This is a genomic window from Agrobacterium vitis (genome assembly GCF_014926405.1).
In the GTDB taxonomy this organism is placed as follows: Bacteria; Pseudomonadota; Alphaproteobacteria; order Rhizobiales; family Rhizobiaceae; genus Allorhizobium; species Allorhizobium vitis_H.
Genome location: NZ_JACXXJ020000004.1, coordinates 447468 through 462891 on the forward strand (window position 1 = coordinate 447468; position 15424 = coordinate 462891).

Below are 15424 nucleotides of genomic sequence, written 5' to 3' on the forward strand. Positions count from 1 at the left end.
ATTACTGATGGAAGGCGGTGACAGTCAGGCTTCCTTGCGGAGCGCCCCTGCCTCAATGTCGTCCAAGAGGGCGGCAAGCTCTGCCTGTTCTTTCCGTGCTGCCTCGAGGCGCTCACGGATGACGGCCGCGATGCCGCCTACGGTCGGTGCATCAAACAGCAGGGCGCGCATGGGCAGCTCGATTGAGAATTGCTTGCGCAACCGCGTCACGACCTGCACGGCAAGCAGGGAATGCCCGCCAAGCTCGAAGAAATTGTCATCGATTCCGACACGCGAAATGCCAAGGAGTTCCCCGATAACAGCCGCCACATCGGTCTCGATGGGATCGCGCGGGGCTATGAACGCTGCCTGCACACGCTCGCGCCCGGTGTTTTCCTTCTGATCCACGGCCACACCGGCTCTCGGTTCTTGGCGGGCTGCGGCCATGCGATGGCGCAGATCAACCGGCGTCACCGCGAGCCGCGAGACCTGTGGATGGGCGAGAACCGCCCGGGTCGCCCGCCAAACCTCGTCGGCGTCAATCGCGTCGTTAAGAAAGCCTGTTGCCTCCTCTCGCGTGGTGCCGAAAGGAAGGCATGTATCCCAGGCGATTGCCTGCCAGACCGGACGCTGTGCGCCGCGCCGTGCATCAACGAAGCCATCAAGAAAGCTGTTGGCACCCGCATAGGCAGCAAGACCCGCGCCGCCGACCAGCGTTGAGAGGGAGGACTGAACGAGGACGAAATCGGGGGTGTGATCGGCAAACGCCGCTGACAGAGCGTCTAGGCCATCAACCTTGGTTGCAAACAGTGCAGCACTGCGCTCCGCTGTCGCCTCTGTGAGCGGGCAGTGATAAACCTCGCCCATAGCCGCCGTCTGGAAAACCCCACGGATTGGGCCAAACGGTGCGCCAAGCGAATTGAGGCATGCAGCAAGCCAAGCGGGGTCAGCGAGATCTCCGCTGAACAGCAAGTAGTCATCCCCCGGTGTGCCAATGCCGCGCAAAGCCCGGATCAACACGCTCATCGGATGCTTCGGCCCGTGCGATGCAAGCCAGTGTTCCCAATCCGCAGGATTCGGAAGCCCGCTTGGTCCGACAAGGACAACCTTCGCGCCCAATGTTTGAACGAGCGCCCTAGCATAAACGAGGGCGAGACCGTCGAGGAGATCGCCTACGATGAGGTAAGTGGCCCCCGTCGTGAGAGCCGGAACATCGGCTGGCTCCGGCAAGGGCGTCGGCACATGGCTCTCGACCCAGCAATAGCCATTGCGCAGCGCCATCACGGTCCTGTCGTCACGCCAAGGGCGTGATAGCGCCTCAGCGAGGCCGGGAACAATGGCACCTTCTGCCGATGGAAGATCGATGCTTCGGCAGGAAATGCCGGGAATTTCCTGCGGCAGGACGCGAAGCATGCCAAGCACCTTTGCCGCCTGCGCATCAACAACCTCCGCGCCGGTCACACCATGCAGGCCGCATGCCAGAACAGTCAGAAGCGGCGGGCGGCTCTCACTGGCGATCAGGGCTTTCGCAAGCGCAAATGTGCTGGTGAAAGCTGTGTCCGGGGCAGCGTTGGCGTCAAGGGAGAAGCCATTGACGATCTGGGTTGGTGTCGCACCGTTGGCGGCAAGATCGGCAAGAACTGCGCTGTAGTGCTGCGGCTCAGCGGGGTCGATGTGATACGCCCCCCCGGCATTCTCATAGGCTATGCCAGTCCGTATCCGTGTGACCTTGATCTGATCCGAAACCGGACCGATCGCGGCAACAGTCTCGTCGCCACCAAAGATCAGCCAATGCTCGTGACCGCTCGTTGTGAGATGCTCAAACGGCGCACGTTGCCAGACCGGCTGGTTGAACCAGTCCTCTATCGACGTGCGCCGGGCGGCTTCGTCGGGCATGGATTCGGTTGGCGCAATCCGCGCAATCGCGTAGGAACTGCGCTGGAAAGGGTAAGTTGGAAGTGGCACGCGGTGACGCGGGCCTGCCTCTTTTTCGGCAACAAGCTCGACATCGATGCCCGCGATCCAAAGCTCCGCCAACGCCAGCAGCGCGTGGTCGCAGGCATCCTGCGGTGCCTTCGCATCGGGCAGCGAGGTGGCAACGCGAAGCAGCGCTTTTCCTTGTTGGCGAGCAAGCCGGGTCAGTGTCGAGCCGGGCCCAACTTCGAGAAGAAACGGGGCTGGCAATTCAAGCGCCCGCGCAAGGCAGGGGCCAAACAGAACGGTTTGGCGCAGATGGGCCACCCAATAGGCTGGGTCGGTTGCCTCCTGTGCCGTCAGCCAATTGCCCGTCAGGTTCGAAACAATGTCAATCTGCGGCGGGTTGAGCGTCACCGTAGCAAGCACCTGCGCAAACGCTTCAAGCGCAGGCTCCATCATGAAGCTGTGAAAGGCGTGGGAGGTTTTAAGCTCATGCCTGCCAATACCGCTGCGATCAAACCGCTCCGCGAGTTCTGCAATCGCCTCTGCCGTGCCCGCCAGAACCGTGCTGCGCGGACCGTTGACGGCGGCAAGTTCCACGTATGGCGAAAGCGAAGCGCGCGCCTCCTGCTCCGAGAGCATAACGGAGAGCATGCCACCGGGAGGGCAGGCCTGCATCAGCCGCCCACGGGCAACAACCAGCTTCACCGCGTCTTGCAGCGAGAAGACCCCGGCAAGGCAGGCCGCAACATATTCCCCGAGACTGTGACCGACCATGGCCCGTGGCTTGATGCCCTTGGCAAGCCACATCTGCGCCAGCGCGTATTCGACTGCGAAAAGCGCTGGCTGCGTTACCTCTGTGCGGGAAAGTTGCTCTGTCGTTGTGCCATCGCCAAAGATGATGGCCGCGAGGTCAAGTTCGGTCGGCATCAAGCGCAGGCAGGCATCGAAGGCGGTGCGGAACGTGGCATCCGTCTCGTACAGCGCCCGCGCCATTCCCGGATATTGTGCGCCCTGTCCGGGAAACAGCAGGATCAAACTTGCATCGCCCGCCAGCGGCTCACCCGCGACACAATCGGGGCCTTCACCGTTGCGGATGATATGCGCAGCGTCGTCTCGCTCTTTTGCGAGCGCGACAAAGCGATGCTCCATCTTTCGGCGGCCCTGCCGGAGGGTATAGGCAATATCGGCAAGCTGTGCGCCATCATCGGTGCCAAGATGATCGGCGAGAGTGCTTCGCATCGCCGCCAGCGCTTCCGGCGTCTTGGCCGAGAGTGGCAAAAGATAAGGCCCAGTGGTGTCCACTTCGCGGTCCCGAACCGGAGGCTCCTCAATGATCACATGCGCGTTCATACCGCCCATGCCAAAGGCGCTTATGGCCGCGCGACGCTTGCGCAGCTTTGTCACCGGCCATGCCCGCTGCTCCGCAACGATGTCGAAAAGGCTTGACGCCAGATCAAGGGCCGGATTCGGGCTGGTAAAATTGATGCTGGCGGGCAGGATCTGGTGCTTCAGCGCAAGAATGGTCTTGATCAGCCCTCCCATCCCGGCGGCCACATCCATATGTCCGAGATTGCCCTTCACAGAACCAAGACCGCAGCGGCGGCCCTGCTGTTTCAGCGCATCGCCATACACACTGGACAGGGCGCGGATTTCGATGGGATCGCCAAGAGCCGTGGCGGTTCCATGTGCTTCGACATAGTCCACCTCAGAGGCTTCAAGGCGGGCGTCGGCAAGGGCTGCCTGAAGCACCGCCGTTTGCCCGGCAACGCTGGGTGCCGTCAGCCCGACCTTGGCGGAACCGTCATTGCCGATGGCCGATCCGCTGAGAACAGCATGAATCGTATCGCCGTCAGCAATCGCGTCGCTCAGCCGTTTGAGAACGAGGACGCCGACGCCATTGGTGAACACGGTGCCCTTGGCATTGGCGTCAAACGGACGGCATGCCCCGTCCGGGGAGGCGATGCCTTCGCTCTTGTAGAGATAGCCTTCCGGGCGCGGTTGGCCGATGGCGACGGCACCGGCCAGCGCCATATCCGCCTCGCGCGCTAACAGGCCGCGCGCCGCGAGATGAAGTGCCACGAGCGCCGTGGCACAAGTCGCCTGAACGCCTACGGTTGGCCCGGTGAGATCAAGGTGATAGGCGACACGCGAAGCAATCATGCCAAGCACATTGCCAAGGCCCGCATGGATCGGGTCCGTTGCCTCCCTGAGCTGCGGATTGGCCTGTATCTGGCTGAAATGATAGTTGAGCCCGCCACCGGCATAGACGCCGATACGGCCGGCATAGGTGGCACTGTTATAGCCCGCATGGTCGAGAGCATTCGCTGCGCATTCGAGAAAGACACGATGTTGTGGATCAAGCAACTCCGCATCGCGCGGCGAGTAGCCGAAGAAACCGGCATCGAAAGCCGTTGGATCATCGAAGCCACCCCAGACGCGGACATAATCCGGCCGGGCCGCCATCTTGGGATCGACGCCAGCCTCTTGCAATTCGTGATCCGTGACAGAGCGAAGGCCGCTTTGACCTTGCTTCAAAAGGCCCCAGAACGCGTCGATATCATCGGCTCCGGGAAAGCGCCCGGCCATGCCGACAATTGCCACGCGCTCGTCCTTCTCCCTTTGCGCCGCCTCCAGACGCGCACGCGCATCCCTCAGAATCGAGAGGACCTCATTCTGGTCTATGCTGTCGGGGGTCGGGTTTTCAACGTCAGTCATAGGGTTTCTCTCGTTCAAATTGCGGATGCTGTGCTCAGCGAAGCAATGCCTTCAGGGCAGCAAGTTCCGAGGTAATCGTGGAGCTGGCGACAGAGGCAGACGCAGATGCTAACGGGGTCGGGTTCTGAGCCACAGGCCCATTGCTCCGGAGCTTTACGTCCTGAAGAGGCACTGTCTCCGATTGATCGTCTTCGATGAGGCCGTAGAGATGGTCCGAAAGGGCCAAGATGGTGGGATGTTCGAAAATCAGTGTTGGCCGAACCGGCACGCCGAGTTCCCGCTCAACCGTCGCGCCGATATTGACGAGCGCCACAGAGTCGAGACCAAGATCGAAGAAGCCAGCGGAATTTCCGGGCAAATCCCCTTCTCCCAGCCGGGCAAGCATAGCCACTTCCTGCCGCAGCAGATGCCGGAGTGCTTCCTTGCGCAGCGTTTTCGGCGATTGCAAAAGCTGGTCACGCCAGCTTCGTTGCTCGGCAATTGCCGGGGCATTGAGCACGCTCTGCGGCTTTGCATCCCAGCGGGCAACGATGCGCAGATCACCCGTTGCGATACCCTGTCGGCAAGCGAAGCGGCGGACTTTTCCGCTCGGCGTGCGTGGCAGGCTGCTCGGCCGCAGCAGCGCGATGACGGCGGCCCTGACATTGTGATTGCGCGAGACGGCACCGCGAACGGCACGGATGACATCATCACCATCAAGATCACGCAGGCCCTCGCGGGTCAGCTCACAGACCACGCCCAATTGCTCCTCGCCATCGACCTCGATGGCAAAGACCCCTGCCCGGCCTTGTGCAAGCGCCGGATGGCTGGAGAAAACGGATTGCTCAATATCTTCCGGGTGATGGTTCTGCCCACGGATGATCACCAGATCTTTCAGCCGACCAGTGATGTAGAGCTGCCCGTCACGGCGAAAACCCAGATCGCCGGTCCGGCGCCAACCACGCGATCCATCCAGCACCTGATCAAAGGTCTCTGCGTTCAGCTTAGCGCGGCCCCAATAGCCGGGCGTCACGTTCGGACCCCGGATCCAGATCTCGCCGACCGTGCCATCATCCACACGCAGGCCCGCCTCGGGATCGACAAGCGCAAGGTCAAGCCCCTCGGCAGGGCGGCCGCAGGCGGCAAGGGCGAGCTTATCATGCTCGTCGCCATCATCCGCTTCGACCGCAGCCCCGGTTTCGACAAGCGCCTTGCGGCTGACGGACAGGATCAGCGGTGGATCGTCGGGACTGTTGCCCGTCTGGAACAGCGTGGCTTCTGCCTGCCCGTAGCAACAATAAAAGGCCTTGCCACGGAAACCGTGGGGCGCAAAGGCGGCGGTGAAGCGCTCCAGCGTTTTCGGGCGGATCGGTTCGGCCCCGTTATAGGCGATGCGGACGGTGGAAAGATCAAGTCCGGCGGCAGCCTCCGGCGCATATTTATCGACGCAGTGCTCGTAGGAAAAATTCGGCCCACCTATAACGGTGGCGCGCACATGGCTTGCCAGCTCCAGAAAGCGCAGAGGCCGACGCAGGAACGAGGCAGGTGCCATCAGCGCCACTGGAAAGCCGTTGAACACCGGCGACAGAATGCCGTCGATCAGCCCCATATCGTGATAGTGCGGCAGCCAGCAGGCGGATATGTCGGATGGGCCGTATTCGAAGGCAGTGCTGATCTGCCGCAGATTGGCCATCAGGTTGCCATGCGTGACCATGACCCCCTTCGGATCGCTCGTCGAACCCGACGTATATTGCAAGAAAGCGACATGCTTTGCCTCCGGCGCATGGAATGGCCTGCCGTCATCTTCAAAGACGACCGGGCGCGCCGGATCGGCTGCTTTAGGGGCGAGCGCAAAGCCATGTCCGACTGCCCGTTGAAGGGGGCGAAGCCCGTCCAGAAGGTCGTCGGCACAGAGAATTCCGGAGATCCCAGCATCCCGCGCAATATGCAGCCAGCGATTGATTCCGTCAGCACGCCGCGGGGCCGGAACGGGCACGGGAACAGTGCCTGCGTAGAGACATCCAAGGAAGGTGGCGATGAAGTTAAGGCCCGGCGGATAGACCACAAGAATACGTGCGCCGGGGATGACAAGCCCTGTCTGCGCAATCTCGCGACCGACAAGCCGCGCCCGATCACGAAGCATGCGCCAGGTCCAGCAATCCGGTTTTGCCTGCGCCGCGGCGACCGCATCATCATGAAAGAAGCGCATGGCCACATCATCCGCCATATCTCGAGCACGATGCTCAAGCATATGAATTATAGATATAAATTCCACTGAACTTTCCGAGGTTTGTTGCGTCCAGGACGTATCGTTCACTGCCATCCACCCCTTGCTGAAGAGCGCCGCGGAAAATCCGCCCATCGCCGACCCATGCTCTTTTCTCTTTCAAAAAGGACACTCAGCCGCTTGAAATTTCGGTGATGGCAATCTGTGGTCGCCATCGAATTGGCACTTGCATATAATTCTTGAATATCTTAGTCAACAATATAAACAGCAGCTCAACGCCTCCATAATCGAAATTCACAATCCAATCTGAGGTTGTAATGACGTTCAAAATAGTCCCGGGCAAAGGCATCTCCAAGATGGTCGTTTCCACACATCAACTGTGTGTGCAACAGGTCCGGTGCGCTCTGGCGGAGGCATGCCGATGACTGCTCTAGAAACGGTGGAAGCGCTGCTGTCGCGCCTGTCAAAAAAAGGCATCCGCATCACATGCGTCGATGGGCGGCTGCGACTTTCCGGCTCCGAGAGCGTGCTCACACAGGATATCACCGACGCGATCCGCACCCGCAAGACGGAGATCATTGCGAATCTTTCCCTGGACGTCGCTTATCAAGACGCGACACATAGCGAGACGATCCCGGCCCGTCATGCGGACACGCCGCCGCTTTCCTTTGCCCAGCAGCGCTTGTGGTTTGTCGAGCAGATGATGCCGGAGGCTGGCCTTCACCACATATCGCTGGCTGTTGAGGCCCACGGCAGGATCGATCTTTCCGCATTGCAGGCAGCGCTTCAGGCCGTCGCAGAGCGCCATGCCATCCTGCGCACCCGCATCAATATGCGGGATGGCATGCCCTCTCAACGCATCATCGCCGACAGTGATATTCCGCTGCAATTGATCGATCGGCAGGGTGATATGCCCGATGAGGCGGAACTCGACCGGATACGGCAAGAGGAAGCGCGACGGCCATTTGATCTGGCCTTTGAGCCGCCACTCCGTCTCACGGCAATTCGCCTTGGCTCTGAGCGAACCCTTCTTCTGCTGACGCTGCACCACATTGCCGGGGACGGTTGGTCGATGGATGTGCTGCTTGGCGATCTCTCAGTGATCTATCAGGCCAAGGTGTCGGGCGTTGAGCTTGATCTGCCAGCGCTTCCCATCCAATACGGTGACTTCGCCGCATGGCAGCGCGATTATCTTGCAGGCCCGGCGCTTGAGCGGTCTCTGGCGTTCTGGACAGATCATCTGGAAGCACCGCTTCCCGCCACGCAATTGCCGGGGGATTTCACCCGGCCACCTGTTCAGGCCAATGCCGGAGCCTTGCATTCCATCGCCTTCGATGCTGGCACCACGGCCCGGCTGAAAGCGCTTGCGAAAGCAGAAGGTGCCACCCTCTTCGCCACGCTGTTTACGGCCTTCAACACGCTCGTCTATCGCTATACCGAGCAAAGGGATCTGGTGATTGGCACACCCGTCGCCAACCGTCGTCACCGGGAAACGGAAGGGTTGATTGGCCTGTTTGTCAATCCGCTGCCGGTCCGCTCACGGCTTACGCCCGCAGCGAGCTTCCGCGAGACGTTGCGCCAAAGCCAAGCGACCCTCTGGTCGGTGCTTGACCATCAAGACCTGCCTTTTGAGCAATTGGTGGAAGCACTGAAGCCGGAGCGCGACCCCAGCGTCCATCCACTTTTCCAGCTGAAATTTCAGCTTGATACTCAGCCTTCGCAGAGGGTCGGACTTTCGGGCCTCACGTTGACCCGCCTGCCACGGCGCGACGGTGTTGCGAAACTCGATCTCAGCCTCAACCTGATCGATGCCGGAAGCACCATCCATGGCACTTTCGAATATGACACAGCGCTTTTCCGCCCTGAGACAATCGCGTCTCTTGCCGCCCATTTCGGTGTGCTGATCGAGGCGATTGCCATTGAGCCGGACACGGCCCTCGCTGTTCTCCCCTTGCTGGGAACCGAGGAGCGTCAGCGCCAGATCGTCGGCTGGAATGCAACGGCAGCACCCTTTGATGAGAAGGCCTTTTTCCACACGATCTTCGAGGCTCATGCGGCCAGCACACCAGACGCGATTGCGCTTGTTCATGTCATCGACGGCAAGCGACACACTCTGACCTATGACGACCTCAACCGACGCGCCAACCAGATCGCACACCACTTGCGCGGTCTGGGCGCCGGTCCAGAGACCATTGTTGCCATCGCGCTTGAGCGTGGCTTCGATATGATTGCCGCCTGGCTCGGCGTGCTCAAGTCTGGTGCTGCCTATCTGCCGCTTGATCCGGCCTATCCGCCGGAACGCCTCGCCATGATGCTCTCAGATTCGCAAGCCCGTTTGGTTTTGACCGAGAGCCGCCGGACATTGCCGGAGACGGTGACCCGCATTGATCTTGACACCGATTGGCCACGGGATGCGGCGACGGACAATCCTGATCTCATCAACAGGCCCGATCACCTTGCCTATATCATCTACACTTCGGGATCGACCGGGCGGCCAAAAGGCGTGCTTGTCGAGCACAGGGGCCTCGTCAACCTCACGCAACACAAAATCAGAGTCAGTGGGGTGAAGCCGGGCGATTGTGTGCTCCAATTTTTCTCCTTCTCGTTTGATGCCTCGATTCCAGAACTCGTCATGGCACTCGGCGCGGGCGCGTCGCTGCTGCTGCTGCCCGCCAGCGAGCTTTTGCCCGGACCAGCACTTGCCGAACACATGAAAAGGCAAGCCGTAACGCATGTGACAATGACACCCTCTGCGCTCATTGCGCTGCCAGTTGACGACTATGCAGCACTGCGCATGGTGCTGACCGGAGGCGAAGCCCCGACGCCCGAATTGATCGAACGTTGGGGAACGGGGCGGCTGTTCATCAATGCCTATGGCCCGACGGAAACCACGGTCAATGCAAGCATGGTTCCTTGCGGCAACGGTCATTCTAATGATGCGACCTTGCTGCCTGCTGCCAACAAGCAACTCTATGTGCTCGACGCCAATCTAGAGCCGGTTCCAGTCGGTCAACCGGGTGAGCTCCATATCGGCGGGCTTGGCATCGCCCGGGGCTATCACGGTCGCCCGGCATTGACAGCCGAGCGCTTCGTGCCCGATCCATTTTCGCCAACAGGCGGCGTGCTCTATCGAACAGGCGACCGCGCCTGCCAACTGGCGGATGGCCGCATCCGGGTGCTTGGCCGCCTTGACGATCAGGTGAAAATCCGTGGCTATCGCATTGAGCCGGGTGAAATCGAAGCCATGGTGCTGGCGCATCCCACTATGGCTGCTGCGGCAGTGGCAATCCACGAGATTGATGGTGAAAAGCGCGTCATTGCCTACGGCGTCGCCAAGGATGCAACCACCATCACCGCGCTGGACATGAAGACATTCCTCGCCGCACATCTGCCCCGATACCTTGTGCCGGACGCCTTTGTCTGGCTTGATCGCTTGCCACTCACCGTCAATGGAAAGATCGACACCAGAGCACTTCCGCTTCCAGATCTGTCGCCACAGGTGGGTCGTCCGCCGGAAGGAGAGACGGAAAAAGCAATTGCTGCGATTTTTGCGCAAATCCTCGGGTGCGCGCCTGTTTCGGCCACCGATGATTTCTTCGCAATCGGCGGACACTCGCTGCTGGCCACGCAGTTATCGGCGCTTGCCAAATCGGCGTTCGGCCTCGACATCGCCATTATCGATCTCTTCGAGGCCCCGACGGTCGAAGCACTGGCGGCAAGAGTGAGCAACCGAAACCAGAGCCTGATGACGGAAGAGGAGATGTGCCGGGCCGATACCGAGCTTGATACGGCCATCCGCATTCCGGCGCGGATTGTGTCTACTCATCCTTTGAACCATGTGTTTCTCACCGGAGCGACAGGCTTTCTGGGCGCGTATCTGCTCAGTGAACTGCTCAAGGACACGTCTCGCACAGTCTCTTGCCTCGTCCGGGGCGTGACTGGGGCGGATCGCCTGCGCCAATCGCTTCAATCCTACGGCCTCTGGCGGGATGAATTTGCGGAACGTATCAGAGCTCTGCCGGGCGATCTCTCACAACAGAGGTTCGGGCTTTCCGATGCTACGTATACTGCACTTGTCGAAAGCGTAGACGCCATCATCCACAATGGTGCGGAGGTTCATCACCTGCATCCCTATGAACGCCTCCGCGCTCCCAATATTGGTGGCACGGTCGAGGCGATCCGGCTGGCGGCGGCAGGCCGGGGACGGCCCCTGCATCTTGTCTCCTCGCTCAGCGCCCTGACACGACGAGGTGCAGGAGAGGCCATTGCCGAAAGTGCTACGATCCGGGACTTTCCCTTGCCTGCTGGCGGATACAACCAGACCAAATGGGTTGCGGAGCATCTTGTGGAGGCCGCCAAAGAGCGCGGTCTTCCGGTGACGATCTACCGCCCCGGCGCGATTTCCGGCGATAGCCGCACCGGCACCTTCAACAAAGCCGACATCCTGTGCAGGCTCATGCAGGGCTATCTGCGCTCAGGCCTTGCGCCGGAGGGTGACACCCCGCTGGAAATGCTGCCGGTGGACACCGTCGCCCAAGCAATCATTGCCCTTGCGGACAGGCCGTCATCGCTCAGTCAAACCTTCCATCTGGTTCATTCGTCGCCAGTCTCGTCTGCGCTGCTGTTTGAAGCGGCAGCCGCCGAAGGGCTCCATCTGCGACGCATTCCCCGGCTGGAATGGCGCACCGAACTTGATCGCATTGCGCGGGAAGAGACCGATCATCCGCTTTACCCGCTGATGGGCCTTTTCGAACAACGACCTGCCAGTTCATCGCAGGGCGCAATCCGCACCGTTGAACGCAGTGAAACACATCGTGCGCTGGCGGCTGTATCGATTGTCGAGCCAGCGCTCGATCTTCGCCTTTTTCGCTCCTATCTGCGCGCTTTCATTCGCAATGGCGCGCTCAACCCTTCCAAAGAAAATGAGCAGAGATATGCTTGAACAAGCAAGCAAATACGATCACTGGGCGTGGCTTTACAACCGCACACTTGGCCCCCGCTACGGCGCATACAAGATCGGCCCGATTGAGCGTGTGGTGCTGCCCCATGTGCCAGCTGGTGGTGCTATTCTGGATCTGTGCTGCGGCACCGGCCAGCTCGCGGCGGCTCTTGCTGAGCGCGGTTTTAACGTGACTGGCCTCGACGGCTCCGCCGACATGCTGCGCCATGCGCGCGAAAACGCCCCGTCGGTGGCCTTTACGGAGGGCGATGCCTGCAATTTCACCTTTGACACCCCCTTTGACGCCGTGCTCTGCACCAGCGCCTCGCTCAATCACATGCAAAGCGTCGATGATCTGGTCTTTGTGTTTTCGAGCGTCAACCGCGCATTGAAGCCGGGCGGCATCTTCGTGTTCGACGTCAACCATCCGGCCCAGATGTCGCGCTACTGGCGCGGCCATCCAACGGAGGGCGAGATCAACACCGACTTCGCGTGGTTGATTACCCCGCAATATTACTCGGCAGTAAACCGGGGTGCCTTCACCGTGGAGATTTACCGCCGTCCCGATGCGCATCCCGTTTCCGTGCTGGATCGGCTGTTCGCCCGGCTGGCGCGGTTCCGGCGTATCCGCCTCGCACTCCTCTCCCACTTCCGCCGCTTGCGGCAACAGTGGGAGCATCATTCGGTTGTCAACCGAATCTGGGGTCACGATCTCGACGCCATGTCACGCGCGCTTCACGAGAGCGGCTTTTCCGTCGAATTGCGCAGCACGCAGGGCGGGCCGGTGGATGACAGCCATGCCGCCTATTTCTTCTGCCGGAAAGCACCCACTGCCGAAATGCAGGCTGAGACTGCAAAGGAGACCGCCCTATGAATGCGTTGACGAGCAACCCAACGCCCGCCCAAGCGGCAGCCGCCATCATAGCCGCCTTCAACAGGAAGACAGAAAAGTCCAAGGCCGCAAGTGCGCAAAATCGGCACGTCCTCGCTGATAAATCAGCAATCGGCGTCCCCTTCTCACTGATGGCAAAGGAGGCGCTCTACCCGATTGTGGTAGACCGGGCGGAGGGAACAGTACTGCACGATATCGACGGCAATCGCTATATCGATGTGCTGATGGGGATGGGCATCAACCTCTTTGGCCACAATCCACTCTTCATCCGCGACGCGATTGAGGCACAGCTTGCCAAGGGCTTTGCGCTTGGGCCGCAATCTGATCTGGCAGGCGAGACCGCAGCACTCTTCTGCAAACTGACGGGCAAGGAAAGAGTAACCTTTACCAATACCGGGACCGAAGCCGTGATGACCGCGCTGCGGCTGGCGCGGGCGGCCACCGGGCGGCGCAAAATTGTGATGTTCGAGGGGTCTTATCACGGCCATTCGGATCAGGTTCTCAACCGCATTGCCGGTCCCGATGATGAGCGCGCCGTTCCCGCCTTTCCCGGCATTTCGCCCGCGACTGCCGAGGATGTCGTTTTGCTCCCCTATAACGATCCGCGTGCACTGGAAATCCTGGAGCGGGATGGCGAAACCTTTGCCGCCGTGCTGGTCGAGCCGGTGCAAAGCCGCAATATTGACGTCCAGCCCCGCGCCTTTCTGCACGCGCTGCGCGACGTCACACAGCGGACGGGCGCGGTCCTCATCTTCGATGAGATGATCAGCGGTTTTCGCGTCGCACCCGGCGGTGCGCAGCAACATTTCGAAGTTGAGGCGGATCTTGCAACCTATGGCAAAATTGCTGGCGGTGGACTGCCGCTGGCGTTGATTGCGGGCAGCAACCGGTTGATGAACCATATCGACGGCGGCCCATGGTCTTTCGGGGATGAGTCTGTTCCCCCAGCCCAGCCGACCTTTTTTGCCGGAACCTACTGCCGCCACCCCTTGGCGCTTGCAGCAGCGCGCGCAGCCGCGACGTATATGCTCCAGCAAGGCAGGTCTTTGCAGGATGGTCTCAACGCACGCACGCACAGCCTTGTCGAGCGCCTCAATGCATCGCTTGCGGCAGCGCGGCTTCCCGTTGTCTTCACCCAGTTCGGCTCCTTCTTCTCGATTGCGGTTAACCGCAGCCGCATTCCGCCGCTTGCATTGGGATTGCTGTCGCTCGAACTCCTCACCGCTGGCATTCACCTGCGCAGCGGCGACAAGGGCGGCTTCCTTTCCACCGCCCATTCGGATGGCGACATCACAGCCATCCACGATGCCTTCCTGAACGGCCTGCAATCGCTTGCAGGTTTCGGCCTCATCCCCCTATCCGACGGAACAACGCCATGAGCAACCAGGACCAAACCATTGATTTTCCGCACCGCGTCGTCATCAGCGACGAGGAGCGATACTCGATCTGGCCGACCTACAAGGCCATCCCTCTTGGCTGGCGCGATGGCGGCTTCGAGGGGGCAAAACAGGCCTGCCTCGACCATATCGCTGCGGTTTGGACCGACATGCGCCCGCTTTCGCTTCGTCGCCAGATGGACGGCGACATGTCCGTCAACCAATAAGGAGGTGCCGCCTTGAGCCAGTATCAACGCGCCCTCGACCCGGATGTCACGAGCGAGGAGAACCGTTCTGTCGAAAGTCCGGTTCGCGGCCAGATCACCCTGAAAGAAGTCAAGGCATCCGCTCCGATGGAGGCACCGGCCGATGATGGCTGGCTCGACCTGCCGCTTCCTGATTGGCTGCCCGCTGAAACACCGCTCAGCGAGGTCGAGAAACGCCGTATGCATGGCGTGCTTTCCGGTCTGCTTGAGGCGATTAAGCTTGACCATCCGCAGATCACCGCACAGTTGGACGCGCTGCTGACTGAGCTGGGCAAGGCGGCAGGCGAAAGGCCGGAAATCGAAACGGCGGGGCTGCCGCTCACGCCCTTTCAGGCAACGGACTATGATCGCTATTTCCGCGTCAACCGTCAGTCTGCGGAAGAACCCGCTGTCGCCATGGTGCGGAGCCTCATTCAGACCGTGCGCGCCGTCACCCAGCTCTTTGCCCGCAGCCCGGACCTTCCCGTGGTCCACGTCCGCCACCAGATGGAAGGCTTTGAAAGCCACGCGCATCTGCTTGCCCGGACCTTCGGTCTGGAGCCGCTTCGATGATCGCCGTCAGCCCTCCCTCTCCCTATGCGATCTGGCGGGAGTTTCACTGGGCATTCTTCCTGAACGTCCAGGGGCTCATCGTTTCGCTGCGCCGGTTTCAGCTGTCGGTGGAGCGCGGTCAGCTGACGTCTGCCGAACAGGAGCTTAATACCGCCTCGACACTGCTCGTCTCCTCGGCTGCGTCCATGGAACTCGCCGCGAGTTTTCCGAAAGACGTCTATGAGGCGACTGTGCGCACCTCCATGACCCAGCCGCATGTGGAATCGGACGATTTTAGCGGCCTGATGTCGTGGGATCATGCCGTCCTGATCAGCGTCTGGCGGGATCTGCGCCCAATCTTTGAAACGCTTCCGGACGAACTCGCAAGCGCCCATTCCGCGTTTATTGCGGCCTATAAATATCTCGCTGAAAGCCATACGGGCGTCTGCTCGCGCTTCGTGGACAGCGGAAGCCTGCGGTTTGAGGATCGCAATGCTGTCGATACGCTACGCCGCTTTGAGCGCGGACGGCTTGGCCTCATCGACCCTAAGGGCAAAGGCTGCCCGTTTCATTCCTGAGCGCCCCGAATTCTTGAGTGAC

At 60.7% G+C, this 15424-nt stretch carries 8 protein-coding genes; 6 read left to right on the forward strand and 2 right to left on the reverse strand.

The window, feature by feature from the left end; all coding sequences use genetic code 11:
- Positions 1-24 precede the first annotated feature (24 nt).
- Both IEI95_RS10545 and IEI95_RS10550 read right to left on the reverse strand, forming a co-directional pair.
- Positions 25-4614 (reverse strand): type I polyketide synthase, encoded by a 4590-nt coding sequence (locus IEI95_RS10545; RefSeq protein ID WP_194416394.1) that lies wholly within the window; start codon positions 4612-4614, stop codon positions 25-27.
- A gap of 34 nt (positions 4615-4648) precedes the next feature.
- Positions 4649-6955 carry an AMP-binding protein gene (locus IEI95_RS10550; RefSeq protein WP_420481790.1) on the reverse strand — a complete coding sequence of 769 codons (2307 nt, stop codon included), beginning with the start codon at positions 6953-6955 and terminating at the stop codon, positions 4649-4651.
- A 286-nt stretch (positions 6956-7241) separates the two neighbouring features.
- On the opposite strand from IEI95_RS10550, the gene IEI95_RS10555 reads away from it, so the two are divergent.
- From IEI95_RS10555 to IEI95_RS10580, 6 genes are read left to right on the forward strand one after another with little or no spacing between them, the layout of a single operon-like run.
- Positions 7242-11762, forward strand: a complete 4521-nt coding sequence (locus IEI95_RS10555; RefSeq protein WP_194416396.1) for a non-ribosomal peptide synthetase — start codon at positions 7242-7244, stop codon at positions 11760-11762.
- On the forward strand, positions 11755-12633 hold the full coding sequence (locus tag IEI95_RS10560; RefSeq protein WP_234934203.1) for a class I SAM-dependent DNA methyltransferase: 879 nt from the start codon (positions 11755-11757) through the stop codon (positions 12631-12633). Before IEI95_RS10555 ends, IEI95_RS10560 begins: the two co-directional genes overlap by 8 nt.
- The gene (locus IEI95_RS10565; RefSeq protein WP_156532996.1) at positions 12630-14030 is read left to right on the forward strand and encodes an aspartate aminotransferase family protein; all 1401 of its coding nucleotides are present in this window, start codon (positions 12630-12632) and stop codon (positions 14028-14030) included. The genes IEI95_RS10560 and IEI95_RS10565 overlap by 4 nt, the downstream gene beginning before the upstream one ends.
- Positions 14027-14254: an MbtH family protein gene (locus IEI95_RS10570; RefSeq protein WP_156532995.1), complete on the forward strand. Its 228-nt coding sequence runs from the start codon at positions 14027-14029 to the stop codon at positions 14252-14254. The genes IEI95_RS10565 and IEI95_RS10570 overlap by 4 nt, the downstream gene beginning before the upstream one ends.
- A 12-nt stretch (positions 14255-14266) precedes the next feature.
- Positions 14267-14845: a hypothetical protein gene (locus IEI95_RS10575; RefSeq protein ID WP_156532986.1), complete on the forward strand. Its 579-nt coding sequence runs from the start codon at positions 14267-14269 to the stop codon at positions 14843-14845.
- Positions 14842-15402, forward strand: a complete 561-nt coding sequence (locus IEI95_RS10580; protein ID WP_156532985.1) for a 3-methyl-L-tyrosine peroxygenase-related protein — start codon at positions 14842-14844, stop codon at positions 15400-15402. Before IEI95_RS10575 ends, IEI95_RS10580 begins: the two co-directional genes overlap by 4 nt.
- Positions 15403-15424 lie beyond the last annotated feature (22 nt).

What these genes read in the sequence shown, in the direction of transcription:
- IEI95_RS10570 (WP_156532995.1), top strand. Translation starts at nt 14,027, where the DNA reads ATGAGCAACCAGGACCAAACCATTGATTTTCCGCACCGCGTCGTCATC.
- IEI95_RS10555 (WP_194416396.1), top strand. Translation starts at nt 7,242, where the DNA reads ATGACTGCTCTAGAAACGGTGGAAGCGCTGCTGTCGCGCCTGTCAAAA.
- IEI95_RS10565 (WP_156532996.1), top strand. Translation starts at nt 12,630, where the DNA reads ATGAATGCGTTGACGAGCAACCCAACGCCCGCCCAAGCGGCAGCCGCC.
- IEI95_RS10550 (WP_420481790.1), bottom strand. Translation starts at nt 6,955, where the DNA reads ATGGGCGGATTTTCCGCGGCGCTCTTCAGCAAGGGGTGGATGGCAGTG.
- IEI95_RS10545 (WP_194416394.1), bottom strand. Translation starts at nt 4,614, where the DNA reads ATGACTGACGTTGAAAACCCGACCCCCGACAGCATAGACCAGAATGAG.
- IEI95_RS10560 (WP_234934203.1), top strand. Translation starts at nt 11,755, where the DNA reads ATGCTTGAACAAGCAAGCAAATACGATCACTGGGCGTGGCTTTACAAC.
- IEI95_RS10580 (WP_156532985.1), top strand. Translation starts at nt 14,842, where the DNA reads ATGATCGCCGTCAGCCCTCCCTCTCCCTATGCGATCTGGCGGGAGTTT.